This is a genomic window from Marinomonas rhizomae (assembly GCF_024397855.1).
GTDB classification, from domain to species: Bacteria; Pseudomonadota; Gammaproteobacteria; order Pseudomonadales; family Marinomonadaceae; genus Marinomonas; species Marinomonas rhizomae_A.
Genome location: NZ_CP073343.1, coordinates 3,551,964 through 3,568,224, shown reverse-complemented (window position 1 = coordinate 3,568,224; position 16,261 = coordinate 3,551,964). Strand labels below are relative to the sequence as shown.

General features: G+C 43.6%; 14 protein-coding genes and 1 tRNA gene. 7 read left to right on the top strand and 8 right to left on the bottom strand.

Annotated elements, in window-relative coordinates; genetic code table 11:
- Window position 1 precedes the first annotated feature (1 nt).
- Window positions 2-847 (bottom strand): amidohydrolase family protein, encoded by an 846-nt coding sequence (locus KDW99_RS16795; protein WP_255826321.1) that lies wholly within the window; start codon window positions 845-847, stop codon window positions 2-4.
- Between the two features lie 167 nt (window positions 848-1,014).
- On the opposite strand from KDW99_RS16795, the gene KDW99_RS16790 reads away from it, so the two are divergent.
- Window positions 1,015-1,752 (top strand): GntR family transcriptional regulator, encoded by a 738-nt coding sequence (locus KDW99_RS16790; RefSeq protein ID WP_255826320.1) that lies wholly within the window; start codon window positions 1,015-1,017, stop codon window positions 1,750-1,752.
- A gap of 115 nt (window positions 1,753-1,867) precedes the next feature.
- Window positions 1,868-2,197 (top strand): DHCW motif cupin fold protein, encoded by a 330-nt coding sequence (locus KDW99_RS16785; RefSeq protein ID WP_137169199.1) that lies wholly within the window; start codon window positions 1,868-1,870, stop codon window positions 2,195-2,197.
- Window positions 2,198-2,289: 92 nt separating this feature from the next.
- On the opposite strand, the gene KDW99_RS16780 is transcribed toward KDW99_RS16785, so the two are convergent.
- Window positions 2,290-3,234, bottom strand: coding sequence for a GlxA family transcriptional regulator (locus KDW99_RS16780; protein ID WP_255826319.1), 945 nt, complete (start codon window positions 3,232-3,234; stop codon window positions 2,290-2,292).
- Window positions 3,235-3,359: 125 nt separating this feature from the next.
- Here KDW99_RS16780 and KDW99_RS16775 point away from each other — a divergent pair, with 125 nt between their 5' ends.
- The 3 genes from KDW99_RS16775 to KDW99_RS16765 all read left to right on the top strand — a co-directional run bounded on the left by KDW99_RS16775 (window position 3,360) and on the right by KDW99_RS16765 (window position 5,224).
- Entirely contained in the window at window positions 3,360-3,878 is a 519-nt protein-coding gene (locus KDW99_RS16775; protein ID WP_255826318.1) for a cysteine hydrolase family protein, read from the top strand.
- A gap of 174 nt (window positions 3,879-4,052) precedes the next feature.
- Window positions 4,053-4,129, top strand: a tRNA-Ile gene (locus tag KDW99_RS16770).
- Window positions 4,130-4,411: 282 nt separating this feature from the next.
- Entirely contained in the window at window positions 4,412-5,224 is an 813-nt protein-coding gene (locus tag KDW99_RS16765; RefSeq protein ID WP_255826316.1) for a TOBE domain-containing protein, read from the top strand.
- Between the two features lie 11 nt (window positions 5,225-5,235).
- On the opposite strand, the gene modC is transcribed toward KDW99_RS16765, so the two are convergent.
- From modC to KDW99_RS16745, 4 genes are all read right to left on the bottom strand, one after another.
- Entirely contained in the window at window positions 5,236-6,348 is a 1,113-nt protein-coding gene (gene modC / locus KDW99_RS16760) for a molybdenum ABC transporter ATP-binding protein (protein ID WP_255826315.1), read from the bottom strand.
- Window positions 6,349-6,350: 2 nt separating this feature from the next.
- Window positions 6,351-7,034: a molybdate ABC transporter permease subunit gene (modB, locus tag KDW99_RS16755; protein WP_114412330.1), complete on the bottom strand. Its 684-nt coding sequence runs from the start codon at window positions 7,032-7,034 to the stop codon at window positions 6,351-6,353.
- Between the two features lie 8 nt (window positions 7,035-7,042).
- Complete coding sequence (modA, locus tag KDW99_RS16750; protein WP_255826314.1) at window positions 7,043-7,801, bottom strand: molybdate ABC transporter substrate-binding protein; 759 nt, start codon at window positions 7,799-7,801, stop codon at window positions 7,043-7,045.
- Between the two features lie 130 nt (window positions 7,802-7,931).
- Complete coding sequence (locus tag KDW99_RS16745) at window positions 7,932-10,382, bottom strand: HD domain-containing phosphohydrolase (RefSeq protein ID WP_255826313.1); 2,451 nt, start codon at window positions 10,380-10,382, stop codon at window positions 7,932-7,934.
- A gap of 301 nt (window positions 10,383-10,683) precedes the next feature.
- On the opposite strand from KDW99_RS16745, the gene KDW99_RS16740 reads away from it, so the two are divergent.
- Window positions 10,684-12,075 (top strand): L-cystine transporter, encoded by a 1,392-nt coding sequence (locus tag KDW99_RS16740; protein WP_255826312.1) that lies wholly within the window; start codon window positions 10,684-10,686, stop codon window positions 12,073-12,075.
- Window positions 12,076-12,268: 193 nt separating this feature from the next.
- Window positions 12,269-14,260 carry a methyl-accepting chemotaxis protein gene (locus KDW99_RS16735; protein WP_255826311.1) on the top strand — a complete coding sequence of 664 codons (1,992 nt, stop codon included), beginning with the start codon at window positions 12,269-12,271 and terminating at the stop codon, window positions 14,258-14,260.
- 55 nt (window positions 14,261-14,315) lie between these two features.
- Here the strand turns inward: KDW99_RS16735 and KDW99_RS16730 are convergent, their stop codons facing one another.
- Window positions 14,316-14,729: a hypothetical protein gene (locus KDW99_RS16730; protein WP_255826310.1), complete on the bottom strand. Its 414-nt coding sequence runs from the start codon at window positions 14,727-14,729 to the stop codon at window positions 14,316-14,318.
- 104 nt (window positions 14,730-14,833) lie between these two features.
- Window positions 14,834-16,219 carry a DEAD/DEAH box helicase gene (locus tag KDW99_RS16725; RefSeq protein WP_255826309.1) on the bottom strand — a complete coding sequence of 462 codons (1,386 nt, stop codon included), beginning with the start codon at window positions 16,217-16,219 and terminating at the stop codon, window positions 14,834-14,836.
- Window positions 16,220-16,261 lie beyond the last annotated feature (42 nt).

Here is a 16,261-nt window from a genome sequence, read left to right as displayed (position 1 = left end):
CTTATTTGTTTTTATCGAGCGGTTGAAATCCAAACAATCTGCTTGGGTTCGTAACCAATACTCTACTGCGCTCATCCATGTTGGGTAGTAGTGCTTCCATAAAGCGACACTGACTTGTGTAGTCGGTGCGTTCTTCAAATTGCGTATTTGGCCAGTCACTGCCCCATAAAAAATAGTCTGAATGGCCATAGGCCAAACGCAAGACTGCTAGCATATCTTTTGCTTGTTCAATATTGGCATTACAGCGGTAAGCCGCCGACACTTTTGTCCAGATTGGCGCGCCACTGCTCAATAAATCTAAAAAGTCTTGATGGGCTGGGTTAAATGGATCTATTCCTTCATTTGTACGCGCAAAATGATCAATGACTACTTCGACACCAGACTCCAAGATAGCGGGTAAGAAGCTGGCTAAATCGTCTATTTCTCGCTGTACTTCCACGACCCATTTACGCTTTGCTAATTTGCTTAAAAAAGTTTGCCAAGCTTGAGATGTGTAGTTTTCCAATGGTTTTTTAATCAAATTGAGGCGAATACCAACGACACCTGCTGCATCCAATTCATCTAATTCAATATCGCTAATAGCTGGATCAACAACCGCAATGCCTTTGAGCTTCAGAGGGTGTTGACGTAATGCTCGCACCATAAAACTGTTGTCAGTGCCTAAAAAACTAGGCTGAACCAATACACCATGAGAAATACGATGACCTGCTAAATGCGTTAAGAAGTCTTCAGGCAGCGCATTATAGTCTGGCGCGTACCTGCGTTCAGCTGTCATAGGCAAATCAGTGCGAAAAATATGCGCATGTGTGTCGATGCCTGTTACTGGCAGATTGGTGTCGGAAATCATTAAAAAACCTTTACCTGCATGTTGTTAAATTTATTGGTGTAAGGATAAATGTATACTTATGTAATTCATATAGATGAATATATGTTTATATGAATATTAAGTCAACAATCATAGACGCTTCGCTGCGCTGGGATTAGAATGGTGCAATTTACTAAAGAGAGAAGAAAATGGCGCTGTTTAAGCATGGGCGGGATCATAGGTTGCCGCTGTATCAACAGGTACGTGATGAATTGCTAGACAATATTAGTTCAGGAGCTTGGTTACCGGATGTGCCAATTCCAACGGAAAGTGAACTAACAAAAAAATATGAAGTGGCTATCGGTACTATTCGTAAAGCGGTAGATACTCTAGTTAACGATGGCTTGCTTTATCGTAGTCAAGGTCGTGGCACTTTTGTGCGTCGTCCTGATTTTAATGCCTCTTTGTTTCGCTTCTTCCGTCAAATGTCTTCCGATGGGCGTTTTGTTATGCCCGAAAGTCAACTGCTGTCCAGAACTTTCAAAAATCCACCACAGCAAGCTGCTGACGCCTTAAAAATAGATGTTAATGACAAGGCGATTTGTCTTGAACGTTTGCGTTTATTGGAAGACCGCGTGGTGTTAACGGAAGAGATTTGGCTGCCTGCGTCATTATTTACTAGTTTGATCGATTTAGAATTGTCTGAGTTTGGTAATTTGCTATACCCATTTTATGAGCAACAATGTGGGCAGCTTATCGCTTCGGCGAAAGAAACCTTAACGATAGCCTCTGCCAGCACGAGCATTGCTATGGCTTTGAACACGGTGGAAAATAGTCCTGTTGCTGTTATTGAGCGAGTGGCTTATGGCTATGACAAAACGCCTTTAGAATACCGAATTTCTCATGGTTCGGCAGAGACATTTTGTTACCAAATAGAGATCGCTTAACCATTCAATATAGTACTTGACCTTACCCGTCTGCTAACGCTTACTACTTCTCATGTTATGCCGCTGAAATAGAGCGGCATTGTTCTTGTTAGTAGAAGGATTTTAAGGCGTCGTTATGAAGATTACAGATTTACCCTTTGGCGTAACAGATTGGCAAGGTGTCGAAAAAACGACCCACAAAGGTGAAAGCGGTTTTGCCTATTGGCAGACCAAGCAGTTCGGCGATATTCGCGTTAGAATTGTGACCTACTCTGCTGGGTATTTAGCGGATCATTGGTGTACCAAAGGTCACATTCTTTTTTGCATGAGTGGCGAGCTGAAAACAGTATTAAAAGACGGTCGTACTTTTGTATTATCTGCGGGCATGAGTTATCAGGTAGCTGATGATGCCGAGCCGCACCGTTCATCCACCTCTGAAGGCGCAACGCTGTTTATCGTTGATTGAGTTGTGTCGATAGAATTATCTCCACTGAATAGTAGCGATTGAGAGCAAAGCAAAACTCTTTTTGGTTTTGCTTTTTTTAGCTAACCGCTTAATTAGCCAGATATTGACGATACAAAACGCTGACGAAACGCACTGGGTGTTAACCCCATTATCTTCTGAAAAGCTTTACGGCAACTTCCCACATCTTCATAACCCACTTGCAGCGCAATACTTTCGAATGGCAATGTTGTTTGCTCCAACGTATCGCAAGCAGCCTGAATACGAACGCGCTGCAGATATTCATTTGGGTTGAGTTCTGTGCATTTTGAAAAGCGTCTTAAAAAAGTTCTTGGTGTGAGCTTTGCCAAAGCGGCCATGCTTTCTGTGCGCTGCCGTTTGAAAAAATGCCCTTGTAGGTGATGCTGAACGGTCAGAATCGCGCCGTCGCCGTGATCGAAATTTGGCTGAAACTGCTGATAATAGCGCTGTTCTCTGTTGCCTGTATCAATTACCAAGGTTTTGCCTAGCTGACGAACGATATGAGCATTGGTGAGAGCTTGTACTAATTCCAGCGCCAGATCCATCCAAGACATCATGCCGCCAGCGCTAATGATATCGCCTTGATTGATCAAAATCTTAGACGTATCTATTGCTTGTTTCGGAAAGCGTTCCTTGAATAACGTTTCTAGTGCCCAGTGCGTCGTCAATTGGCGTTTATCTGTGAGGCCAGTGTAAGCCAAAAAGAACGCGCCAGCGCAGGCACTGCAAAGTATGGCGCCTTGTTGATGCTGTGCGATTAAAAAATCATTGATGCCGATATTCATTTCGCCATAACTGGCTTTATTTAAGCTAGGGGGCAACAAGACTGCGTGATAGTGCGATTGCGTGCCTAAGTCTTTCTGTAGATCTGCCTCGTTTAAAATATGCGTAGTGATACGAACTTCTAAATCTGATTCTTTACAGGCTTCATTAGCTAGCTCGAATGTTTCTGCAAAACCATAAACAGCTGACAAAAGAGAATGAGGATAAGCAAGCACAGCGATTTGATAGTGTTTCAAGGATTTATCCTGTTTGTCATTTTAGCCTTCTAATATGTCAAATTTGACACTGTAATGGAATCCATCGTTTTGCGATTCTAGGATTCTTGATACAGTCTTTGTAAACAACAGAATAGGAGCCAACAATGAGCCGCACCGCATTATTAGTGATTGATCCACAAAACGACTACTTCACCAATGGTAGCTTTCCTTTATGGAATGCAGATGAAGCCCTAAAAGAAATACTTAACGCCATTCACGCCGCGAAAGAGCAAGATGCAGCCGTGATCCTTGTGCAACATGTCGCTGCAAGCGAATCTCCGCTATTTGCTGAAGGCAGCGAAGGGGTGAAATTACACCAAGCTATCTTAGATGCCGCACCAGATGCGCCTATCGTAACAAAAACACACGCCGATGCATTTCAAGAGACAAACCTGACGCAAGTGTTAGAAGAGCTGGAAGTCGACCGCTTGGTTATCTGCGGCATGATGACGCAAAACTGCGTAACGCATACCGCTATTTCGGATGCCGCCGATCCATATCAAGTCAGCATCTTGCCTGATGCCTGTACTACTCGTGAACAGCTACTGCACCTAATTGCCTTAGAAGCGATTAAGACCAAAGTGACTTATACCGAAATAAAGTACGCTTTTGAACGAGTTTAAATTTTCTTGTAGCGACAAATCGAAAGTGCGGAAAGGCAGAAAACAAGAGGGCTGGGCAAGTGGTTGATTGAAAAACAGCCTGTTTATCAACCACTTTCGAAGATTTATTACACTTAAATCGCATCGACTTCTTGGCAAGCGGCAAGCATATCGCTATAATCTTCAACGCTTTTAGGGCCTGTAGCTCAGTTGGTTAGAGCATCCGACTCATAATCGGCAGGTCCCCAGTTCAAGTCTGGGCAGGCCCACCATATAAAATAAGCCCCGATAGGTTAGTGAAAACTGACGTATCGGGGCTTTTTTATTGCCTACGATTTTTGGGTGTTCTAATAGATGGCCTACACTAAATTGTGTAAGCCATTACCCTCACTTTCATATCGACTGATATGTCATTAATGCTTTCTCGACATTAAGTTTTTTACTTCTTCTCGTTGGTTTATCTGATGATGTATTTTTAATACCATGGGTATTAAAATTGTCTTTAATATAAACTGGTTAGTAAGATTTTAGATGCGATTAGCACACAGGTGTTTATGACGGATAAGAAAACAGCGTTGGCTGGGTTGAAGGGAGAGGTGTTCCTGTTAACCGAGCAGCATAAACCTTTTGCGTCGGCGCAGATTGAGTTGTTGGCAGCGATTAATGCGTGTGGCTCTATTTCTAAGGCGGCGAAGCAGGTGGGGATCAGTTATAAAACCGCGTGGGATCGTATTGATGCGATGAATAATATGTCGGCTCAGCCTTTGGTTGTTCGCTCTACGGGTGGCGCGCAAGGCGGCGGAACTTTGTTAACTGAGTTGGGCCATAGGGTGATTTCAGGTTTCCAAGCCTTGCAGGATGAGCATCGAAAATTCATTGAGCGCTTAGGCGATAAACTGCATAACCTGAACGATGTGGCGAGTTTTATGAGGAGTGAGAGTGTGAGAACCAGTGCAAGAAATCAATTTAGAGGCACGGTTAGCAATATTACTCTTGGGGCTGTGAATACTGAGGTGGAGTTGGATATTGGTACTAATCAATCCATCATTGCGATGATCACTCAGGAAAGCGTTGAGCAGCTTGGGTTAGAGAAGAACAGCGATGTGGTGGCTTTGATTAAGGCATCCTCAGTGATTTTAAGCACGAATACCAAGGTGGTCACCAGCGCTCGAAATAAGTTGGTCGGTACGATTTCTCGTTTGTTGCCTGGTGCGGTGAATACGGATGTGACATTAGACATTGGCGGTGGTAAGTCTGTGTCTGCTGTTATCACGAATATAAGCGCAATAGAGCTGGAACTGGAAGTAGGGCAGGCAGCCTGTGCCTTGTTCAAAGCGCCAAGCGTTATTCTACTGAAAGATGAGTGACGCAGGTTCGATTATCTGACCAGTGCCACACTTTTAATTTGCGCCCAGAGTGTCTTTCCTGCCACCAAGGCTAGGTGATCAACGGATCGATAGGTCAATCTTGCAATAAGCGTGTTTTGCTCTGTCTGTAAGCGGACTAACGCCATGGCTGGGTCTTTGTCGGCAACAATATCTAGCACGGTGACGGACAGTCGATTCAATATGCTGGAATCTTCATGACGCGTAAGCGTTAGACTCACATCGGTGGCGAGTATTCTGACTCGAACCTGCTGTCCAAGACTGTCGCCGTTGTTACGAATCCATAAGTCACTGCCAGCACAAGATACTTTTGATAAGTGCCATTTCTCATCTTGTTCGACAATCTGGCCTTGCCAGATGACGCCAGTGTTATTATTAAACAGCAATGGTGATGTTAGTTGTGAGAAAACCTCTTCTACCTGTCCTTGAGTGGCGACTTCGCCATCTTCCATCAGTACAACATGATCCGCTAGGCGCATCACTTCTTCGACTGAGTGACTGACATACAAAATGGGCGTGTTGAGTGTGGACTTCAGCTTTTCTAGGTACGGTAAAATCTCTTGTTTTCTTGCATTATCCAGTGAGGCTAAGGGCTCATCCATCAGTAATAATTTGGGTTGAATCAATAAGGCACGCGCGATAGCAACACGTTGTTTTTCACCGCCAGACAGTTGCTGTGAATTATTCTTTAGTATGGATTCAATGCCCATTAAGTCGATGACTTGGTCATATAAACCAGTTGGTAAGGGAATACCGCTGCGTTTAATGGCGTAATCTAAATTGCCTTTTGCGGTTAAATGGGGGAAAAGGCTGGGTTCCTGGAAGACATAGCCTAATGGCCGTTTGTGTGTCGGTAGGAAAAAATTATCGTTTTGCCATGTTTCCCCCTTCATCACAAAATACCCTTGTTGCGCTTTCTCTAATCCGGCAATACAGCGCAATAGCGTTGTTTTCCCTGAGCCTGATTGCCCGAAAATAGCGGTGACGCCACTGTCTGGCAACGTGAGATCAACGTTTAAAGCAAAGCGAGATTTTGGGTGCTGTAGGTGAAATTTAGCGTGCAGGTCTTGTTCTTTGTTTTCTATGGCGATTTTGTTGGTTGGCATGGCTATTTCGCTCCCCACAGGGTGTTTTTGCGTTGGAAGCTATAAAGGCTGAGCAACACCACAAAAGAAAAGATGATCATGATGGCAGCGAGCTTGTGAGCTTGGTCATATTCCAAGGCTTCAACATGGTCATAAATTTGTACGGATACCACGCGAGTTTGTCCGGGAATGTTGCCGCCTATCATTAAGACAACGCCAAATTCGCCGACCGTGTGCGTAAATCCTAAAATAGCAGCGGTAATAAAGCCTGGTTTCGCTAATGGTAAAACAACGGTAAAAAAACGATCCCAGCTTCCTGCTCGCAAGGTGGCGGCCACTTCTAATGGTCGCTCGCCAATGGCTTCAATGGCGTTTTGTATGGGCTGAACAACAAAAGGCAGAGAATAAAATACTGACGCGACTATTAACCCCCAAAAAGTAAATGGCAGTGTTCCTATACCTAACTCTTGAGTTAATTGACCAATAAAACCGTTGGGTCCCATGGCGATCAGTAGATAAAAGCCTAATACGGTGGGTGGGAGTACAAGCGGTAGGGCAACGATGGCGCTGATGGGGCCTTTTAAACGCGAACGAGTGCGTGCTAGCCACCAAGCGATTGGGGTGCCGATGAGTAGTAGAATCACCGTAACTGTGGTTGCTACTTTAAAGGTTAGCCAAATGGCTTCTAAGTCTGACGCAGAAAGCATATTGGCTGTTATTCCGTTTTATAACCGTATGAATGGATGATGTTACGGGCTTTGTCGCTGCGTAGATAGTCAAGCAGACCTTTTGCTGCGGCGTTATTGTCTGCCTTTTTCAATAGCACGGCATCTTGGCGTATTGGGCTGTATTGATCCGAGGGGATGATCCAGCTTGAGCCTGATTTAATGTGTCCTTTGCTCATTATTTGTGACAGGGCGACAAATCCTAAATCGGTATTCCCCGTGCTGACAAATTGATAGGTTTGCGAGATGTTTTCGCCCATTACCCATTTTGATCGTGTCTTTTCTGTGAGTCCTAAGCCTTTTAGCACTTCCATTGCTGCGACACCATAAGGCGCCAGCTTTGGGTTGGCTAAGGCCAGTTTATTAAAATCTCCGTTTTTTAAACGAGCGGCATTGTTGTCGATGAAATCGGCTTTAGACGACCACAAAGCCAAGGCGCCAATGGCATAGGTGAAGCGACTGTTTGGGATTATGGCGCCTGCTTTTTCTAAGGCATCGGGTTTGTTTTGATCCGCGGATAGAAAGACATCAAAAGGTGCGCCATGTTGGATTTGAGCAAAGAACTTACCGGAAGATCCGAAGGATAAAATAACTTTATTTCCAGATTCTTCCTCGTATTGTTTGGCGATGTCTTTCATGGCAGCAGTGAAGTTAGATGCAACGGCAGCGTGGACTTCTTCGGCATAGCTCGAAGGGCTAAACATCAAAAAACTGAGTAGTATGGTGCTGAGAGAGTTAAATAATCGCATGGTTTTACCCTGATCTACCTGTTTGGAAATAGGATGAATATCGATGCGTTATATATTGCGTTATATAGCGAGGTGGCGCAAGAAGGATTGTGCTCTGTTGACGTTCTCAGTCAGCTTTCTGTTTTCTCTGTCATTCTTCTAAGTAAGGAGTGATATCCACTTTATCTATTTGACTCTCGGGTAAGAATTTTTCGGCGTATGCTAAGTAAGTGCCGCTGGTTAGAAAGAAGCGGAATAGTTGTAGGTCTAGGTGACCTTCTTGGCACATGTTAAACATGATGTTGATGGCAACGCTGATTGGCTTGGCCTTTTTATAAGGCCGATCTGCAGCGGTGAGCGCTTCAAATACATCGGCGATCATTAGGACTCTGTCGGGAATGCTGAGCTGTTCAGCATTGAGTTTTCGTGGGTAACCTTTGCCATCCATTCTTTCGTGGTGAGTGGAGGCGTAAAGCGGTACTCGACTTAATTCTGGCGGGAACGGCAAGCTGTCTAGCATGGTAATGGTGCTGATCATGTGTTCGTTGATCTTGAATCTGTCTTCTGTGGTCAGTGTGCCTCTTTGTATGGTGAGGTTGTAGATTTCACCTTGGTTATATTGGTGTTCAGGTATTGTCATTTTGATACCTAGCGATGCGTCAAACTTGATCTCTTTATGCCGTGGAATGATGTGCTCTGGTTTGTCTGACATTAGGGTTTCTATGGCGCTAGGTTGGTCGCTGTCTAGCTTGTTATTTTGCTCTTGTTTGGCAAACATCATTTCTTCTGCAGGAGATAATCCTAGGCGATTATTAAAATTTCGAGCCCACTCTTGCGCTCCAATGGTTTTGATTCTTTCCCGGTCTTTTTCGCTCATAAATTCACTGCCAACGTTGGCTTTGGCTACGAAAGCAAATTCTTCTTGAAGCCTTGTTTGGTTTTCTTGCCATGTTGTTAAAGCGACGGTTGGATCTTGTTTTTCAATGTGCACGGCGCGTAAATACTCTATTTCGGCATCACGCCATAAGACTTCAAATCGCATGCGAACTTCATGAATGCGATTATAAATACATTCCAGCTTGGAACCTTTGTCTATGATGTGTTCTGGCATGGTGATTTTGCCGCAGTCGTGCAACCAAGCAGCAACGCGGAATTCTAAACGTTCATTATCATTGGCAAAGTGAAAGTCTTTATACGGCCCTTCTTTGGCTTTTTCTAAAGCGTCAGAGATCATCAGACCAAGTTCTGGAACACGATAGCAGTGACCACCAGTATGAGCGGATTTGTCATCGATGGCGGTAGCGATAAGACGTATTAATGCCTCCATAAACTCTTTTTGGCTGGCTTCGTGCTGTTTAATGTCTTCCGTCATAGAAACAAAGGAGTTAGACAGTTGCCAAATTTCTTTAATGTATGAGTCAGTAAAGGTCACATCATCAAATTGACGTTGCTTTATTTTCTCTGTTTCGAGCTGTAAATGTCGAATTGGGCGCACGATAGGTGAGCTGAAAAGCCAGACAATGGGTAATAGGATTATCATTGCCAAGGCATTTAATAATGTAGAACGAAGCGCTTCCTTGGTTGCTTGCTGAAACAGCTTCTCTTTTGGTAGGGCGACAGCGATATATTGCTGGTTGAGTATGTCATTGCCGATGGCAGTGACAAAGGCATAGTATCTAGACGTGTCTTCTTTTTCGATAAGGGTTGGCTGCTTTGCCTTTGGGTTGTTGGCAATATCGATTAATTTTTTAGGGTCTATGCTGAGGTGATCTTGTATATATTGGGACTGTGGCAATTTGTCTAAGTCATTATGTGTGGTGTTTGATGCAATGATGTTACCACTTTGATTGAATAAAAAAGCTTGCTCTTGGCCATTTATAATCTTTGAAGAAGACATGGACAATTGGTCTGATAAAGAAGACAGCAGAATGTCCAAGCCAATTACTTGTTCTGTATTGCGAATTCTCTTGGCGTACGTTTGTCCAGATACTTGTAAGTGCTCAAAAAGGTAAGGTGGTATTTTATAAATATGATTCTGCACGGATGCTGCAAACCATGGCCGTTTAGTCGGAGTAAAATCGCTGCGTTCTGTTTTTTGGTGGTTCAGGTGAAAGGTGCTGGAATAATAATAAGTCTTGCGTAAGCGGTTTTCTCCTCGACCGGAAATATCGATAGCAGCCCAGCGGTCATCTGCTTGTGCTTTCATTAATTGTCTTGTGTCTTTGGCGGAATCTAGGTTGATAAGCTGAAAGAAGTTTTCTTGTATGTCACCAATATAAAGGCTGTATAGCTCGGGACGCTTTTGTAGAAACTGAGCAAATAGACTGCTTTTTTGTTCTATGCTGGTGCTGGATAAATCTGAGCTGATTAGCTCGGCAAGTAGATTAACGGTTTGTTTGGCATCGTTGTCGAGATGAGAAACACTTTCGCTCATATGATCAGAAAGTAAGTTAATACTTGATAGCATGTGATCAACAGCGGCTTTTTTACTGGCACTGTATTGCAGCGTAATTGCAATGCTTGCAGTAATTACTATGGCGAGAAGAAACATGTTAGTGACAAGGATTCTTATAGGGAATCGCCACGATTTTTGTCTAGTCACTGTTTACTTCCTTGTAATATGTTTTGTTGGTTAGCTATTTTTAGTGCCTCTAATAAAAGTCGAATTTATGCATTTTGGCAAATGGATAAGTGTAGTGATTTGTGATTTCTGGATGTGTTTATAAGGCGTTCAAGTTTTTTCCTTATTTGTTTTTCTTATATAAGGTAATGATTTTTCCTTCTTATCCATTTAGTCAAGATTTTGTTAACATTGCCGCAACTTGTCGGTTTTCAGTGTTTATTGATGTTTAGATAAGCAAGGAGCCGGTGTTCAATGACTAATTTGTTAAGGTTTTTTCTCCATGTTGTATCCCATTATTAACTTAGCGGTGTTCGCTTTGTTAATCGCGTTGTTGTTCAAACTGCAAAAAGCGAAAAAGACGTTATCCACGCAGGTATTCACTGGTTTGGGTTTGGGTGTTGCCTTTGGTGCCGCATTGCAATTTATCTATGGTGTTGGCAGTACAGAAGCTAACGAAACATTAGAGTATGTGAATATCGTCGGTTATGGCTATGTTAGCTTGCTGAAGATGATCATTATGCCGTTGATTTTAGTGTCTATCATTGGCGCGATCGTCAAGGTGAAAGACACGGGCTCATTGGGCAAAATGTCTGGCGGTATTATCGGTATCTTGTTGGCGACCACTGCGGTTTCTGCTTTGATCGGTGTTTTTGTCAGTAATCTATTTGGTTTGTCGGCTGATGGTATTGTGCAAGGTGCTCGCGAAATGGCGCGTGGTGCGGCATTGGAGACACGTCTTGATGGTCTGGCTAGTGTGTCTTTTGCTGATATGATTACGTCTTTCTTCCCGGGTAACCCTTTCGCTGATTTAGCGGGTAGCCGTCCAACTTCAACCATTGCTGTGGTTATCTTTGCTGCGTTTGTTGGTGTGGCAGGTGTAACAGTTGCTCGTAAAGAGCCAGAATTAGGCGCTAGTTTTGAACGTTTTGTTGATGTAGCTCAATCTATTGTTAGAACCTTGGTTCGTATGGTGTTAAGCCTTACGCCATATGGTATTTTGGCGCTGATGACTAAGGTGGTTGCGGGTTCTAATGTTGATGACATCTTGACGTTGCTTAACTTTGTTGTGGCATCTTATGTTGGTCTAGCATTGATCCTCGTTCTGCATTTATGTCTGTTAGCGTTCAACGGTATTTCGCCGCTGCGTTACTTTAAGAAAGTCTTGCCAGTATTGTTGTTTGCTTTCACCTCTCGCTCTAGTGCGGGTACGATTCCGCTGAATATCGATACTCAGGTAAAACGTCTTGGTAATGGTGAAGGGGAGTCAAACTTCTCGGCATCTTTTGGTGCGACGATGGGGCAAAATGGTTGTGCTGGTTTATACCCAGCCATGTTGGCCGTGATGATTGCACCAACCGTGGGCATTAATCCATTGGACCCTAGCTTTATTATTTCACTGATTGCCATCGTTACCATTAGTTCATTTGGTATTGCAGGCATTGGTGGTGGCGCGACGTTCGCGGCTTTGATCGTTTTGTCGGCGTTGGATATGCCTGTTGCATTAGCTGGCTTACTGATCTCTATTGAGCCTTTGATCGATATGGGGCGTACCGCTGTGAACGTTAATGGTGCCATGACCGCAGGCAGTATCACCTCGAAATGGCTTGGTCATACTGATTCGAAAGTGTTTGAACAAGATGAAGTGCCAGAAGCTGAACTGAAACACAGTTAATAGCAGAGCGTTATTTTGTTTATATAAAACCACCTTCGGGTGGTTTTTTTGTTTTCAACATATCGAATTAAATAGACATCTAGGAAGTAAGAAAATTACTTGAAATCTAGATAATGTAAAAAAAATAAGTACTGGGCATGCAAAGTGCATAATTTAATCTAAGCTTTCTTAAAACAATGACAAGGAGAGGCTAGTGTCCTTATTCTCAAACCTTAAAGTGTCTCAATCGGTAGCTATTGTTGGTATTTTACCATCGCTGTTTGCCATTATTATTGTTGGCTTTTTAGTTAACGATTTAAATGAAGGTGTTCATGAAGGTCATGTCGCAGAAGACATGGTGAAGTTGTCGTCTGTTTTAGATGGTGTGGCTCATAATTTTGCAGTTGAACGGGGTTTGAGTGCGGGCTTTTTAGGCAGTAAAGGTAATAACGGAAGAGATGCTTTATTGGCCCAGCGTAAAATTGCGGACAATGCGGAAGCCGCATTGAGAAACTTAGAGAGTGGTTCTTTTGAAGAGCTTACTTCTGAGCGTCTAAATCGTTTACGAATGTCTGTTTTGGCTATGTTGAAAGACAAGAATCAAGTTCGGCAAAAAGTCGATGCTTTGGCAGCAGATAATGGCGCGTTTGATTTTTATTCAGAGGTGAATCGCCAAGCATTAAATTCCATTCAACGCGTTATTTTGGACATTAGCAATCGAGATATTGCCAAAGCGCTAGAGGCTCGCTTAAGTCTATTGTGGATGAAGGAGCGTGCAGGTCAATATCGTGGTGCTTTAAATGGTGTGTATGCAGCTAAGTCTACAACATTAAAGCGTCAGTCTCAGATTGCAGCTTTCATTGAAGATGAGAATCATCAGTTAGAACACTTTATGGTGACGGCGTCAGATAAAGAAGAAGCATTACTGAATGCGGCGATGAAAAATGATAATTGGAAGGCCGTCACACAGGCTACAGATGCTTTTTTGGCGATGAAGGATGTTTCTACTGTAAATGGCCCAGCAGATTGGTTTGGACTTGCTACGGCGAAAATAGGTTTGATAAAAGGAGTTGCAGATAAAATTAGCTCCGAAATTAATAATCTCAGTGCTGCGTTAACGTCTCGCAGTGAACTTTATCGTAATGGTTTGATTATTGGTTTTATTGTACTGATTACACCGGTGATTTTCTTGGCGTTCTCGTTGACACGTTCTCTGTCCAAACGGGTGGAGCGTATTAGCCAAGCGTTATCAAATGTCTCTTCAGAGCGTAATTTGGTGGGACGAATTGAGAATACGTCAAAAGATGAGTTGGGCGAGATTATTCAATATTTAAACATGCATTTAGACCATTTGAGTGAATCTTTTCATTTGATGGTAGATATGGCGTCTGAATCAAAAGAAAGTATGAATGTACTAAGTGGCTATTCGAAAACTGCACTACAAGAAACCAAAGACCAATTTAATCAAACGGATCTGATGGCATCCGCAGTAGAAGAGATGTCGCTTACCAGTAATACGATTTCCCAAGATATGCTGTCTTCAGCAGACGCTACCGAGAGTATTCGAGAGCAAAGTACCCAAGGGTCAGCGCGTATGCAGACGATTCTACAATCCATCGCTAATTTGTCTTCAGAAGTGAATGGTGGATATAAAGCGGTGCAGTCTGTTACGAGTCATACAGAGCAAATTAGCACTATCTTGCAAACCATTGAATCCATTGCTGAACAAACCAATTTATTGGCATTGAATGCTGCTATTGAAGCGGCTCGTGCAGGTGAACAAGGTCGAGGCTTCGCCGTAGTTGCTGATGAAGTAAGAACGCTTGCTCAGCGCACGCAGAACTCTACAGAAGAAATACGCTCTATGATCGAAGCCTTGGTAGGCTCTGGCAAGAGCGCTCTGCAATCTATGGATCAGTGTGCGAGCATGGCCACGCAAACTTCCGACATAGTAAGCGAAAACGTCACCATGATGCAGGGCTTGTTTGATGCGATTGAGCAATTAGCACAAACTATCGAGCGTGTCGCTACTGCGTCAGAAGAACAATCTCAGGTGTCGGAAGAAATTAATAAGAATATTCAAAATGTCAGCGAGCGTTCTGAGCGAATTCTGGATATGGTGAACAAAACGGATGAAGGTTCTGTTCAGGCTGGAGAGCGTTTTGAAAGTGTATTGAAAGAAATTAGCTCTTATAAGCTGAGCTAGTTTTTGTTCAAAGTGACATCTGTTTCTAAAATTGAGAATCAGATGTCACCCTCTTCTAATAGGTCTGCTCAATATTGTTTTTTTCCATAAAAGCTTCGCTACCAAAAGCGCCTAGCAAGGTTCCTAAAGAAATAGACAATGCGATGATGAAAATAAGAGATTTGATCGATGGGTTTTTTATTCGTTTTCTTAGGATGAAGTAAGATAGCAGTGCGGCTAAGTATAGGGCGGCGGCATCAAGGTTAAATAAGAAGTAAAAAATTATCTCAAATGCCCAAAGCGACTCACTACTTTCAAACTGGTTGATCGAGTGCTTCATATACAGAAAGGCGAGAAGGATGGCGGCAATCGTTGGTAATATTTTATAAGCAAACAGTTTTTCCTCTTTCAATAAGACATAACCCATTCGAAAAGAGAAAAGAAAGCAGACTAGCCAAAATAAAAACAGCGGAAGGATGATTATGCCCATAACACGTCCTTGATGATGGTGAGTTTCGTTAAGCGTTTTTGCAAAAAAGCCACAGAGAGATAGTCTCACTGTGGCTTCATATATACTAGCAGATTAGTCGAGTATTAATCTGGTTTACGGTTACGACGTGCTGGCGCTAGAGGCTTGCTACGTAGACCTTGTCCCGGTGTCATTTCAGCTTTCGGGGCGGCTGGGCGACGGTTACCAGACTTAGGTGCATTACCTTTAGCTGGATTGCCACCTTGCTTTGCGCCATTGCCTTGTCTTGCTGCACCCTGTTGATCACGTGGTGATTTCGGCTTTTTAGGCTTGTTTGGTTTGATCGGGCGCGTATCCAGAGTGGTATCAGGCAACATGTGTGTTGGCATGAAGTCATCTTCATAGCGGCGTTCAATAAGCTTCTGAGTTAAGCGTTCAATAGCGCGTAATTGATCCAGCTCGTCAGCGGCAACCAATGAAATTGCTTTGCCTGTCGCGCCTGCACGGCCAGTACGACCAATACGGTGAACGTAATCTTCAGCCACGTCTGGTAAGTCAAAGTTGACCACGTGAGGTAGCTGTTCGATGTCTAGTCCACGAGCGGCGATGTCAGTAGCCACAAGAATACGAATGCGGCCTTCTTTAAAGTCTGATAAAGCGCGAGTACGTGCGCCTTGGCTCTTATTGCCGTGAATCGCACTAGCACGAATGCCGGCGTCTTCTAGTTGTTTGGTGATCTTGTTGGCACCGTGTTTGGTGCGAGAAAATACCAAGGCTTGATCCCAGCGGCCTTGGGCAATCAGTTGAATTAACAATTCAGTTTTACGTTTTTTGTCGACAGGGTGTAACCATTGTTCAACAGAAACGGCTGTCGCGTTGCGTGGCGTAACGGAAATTTCAACAGGGTTGTTTACCAAGCCCTTTGCTAGCTGGCGTATTTCTGGAGAGAAAGTCGCAGAGAACAATAAGTTTTGGCGTTTCTTCGGCAAAATCGCTAGGATTTTTTTGATGTCATGGATAAACCCCATGTCCAACATGCGGTCGGCTTCGTCAAGAACAAGAACTTCTAGTTTGTCGAAACGTACCGCTTTTTGGTTGTACAAATCCATCATACGGCCAGGCGTAGCGATAAGAATATCCGCGCCGCGGCGAAGGGCCATCATTTGAGGGTTGATTTTTACGCCACCAAATACGACGGTCGATTTAAGGCCTAAATGTTGGCCGTAGTTCTTTACGCTTTCTGCGACTTGAGCGGCGAGTTCTCGTGTTGGTGTTAGTACTAAGGCACGGACTTGATTGCTTTGCGCGTGTTCGCCTTTACTTAGAATTTCAAGCAAGGGTAGGGTAAAACCGGCTGTTTTGCCTGTCCCTGTTTGGGCCGCGGCCATCACATCTTGGCCTTCAAGAATGGCAGGTATTGCCTGAGCCTGAATTGCAGACGGCTCAGTATAGCCTTGATCTTCAATGGCTTTTAGGATGGGGGCAGAAAGCCCAAGTTTGTCGAAACTCATAGATGTTCTCATGTTTTATAAAGGCAGGTGCAAAGCTGAAAA

Coding starts and splice junctions, on each gene's coding strand:
- KDW99_RS16740 (WP_255826312.1), top strand. CDS start 10,684: ATGTTGTATCCCATTATTAACTTAGCGGTGTTCGCTTTGTTAATCGCG.
- KDW99_RS16765 (WP_255826316.1), top strand. CDS start 4,412: ATGACGGATAAGAAAACAGCGTTGGCTGGGTTGAAGGGAGAGGTGTTC.
- modC (WP_255826315.1), bottom strand. CDS start 6,348: ATGCCAACCAACAAAATCGCCATAGAAAACAAAGAACAAGACCTGCAC.
- KDW99_RS16725 (WP_255826309.1), bottom strand. CDS start 16,219: ATGAGTTTCGACAAACTTGGGCTTTCTGCCCCCATCCTAAAAGCCATT.
- modA (WP_255826314.1), bottom strand. CDS start 7,801: ATGCGATTATTTAACTCTCTCAGCACCATACTACTCAGTTTTTTGATG.
- KDW99_RS16785 (WP_137169199.1), top strand. CDS start 1,868: ATGAAGATTACAGATTTACCCTTTGGCGTAACAGATTGGCAAGGTGTC.
- KDW99_RS16790 (WP_255826320.1), top strand. CDS start 1,015: ATGGCGCTGTTTAAGCATGGGCGGGATCATAGGTTGCCGCTGTATCAA.
- KDW99_RS16795 (WP_255826321.1), bottom strand. CDS start 847: ATGATTTCCGACACCAATCTGCCAGTAACAGGCATCGACACACATGCG.
- KDW99_RS16775 (WP_255826318.1), top strand. CDS start 3,360: ATGAGCCGCACCGCATTATTAGTGATTGATCCACAAAACGACTACTTC.
- modB (WP_114412330.1), bottom strand. CDS start 7,034: ATGCTTTCTGCGTCAGACTTAGAAGCCATTTGGCTAACCTTTAAAGTA.
- KDW99_RS16730 (WP_255826310.1), bottom strand. CDS start 14,729: ATGGGCATAATCATCCTTCCGCTGTTTTTATTTTGGCTAGTCTGCTTT.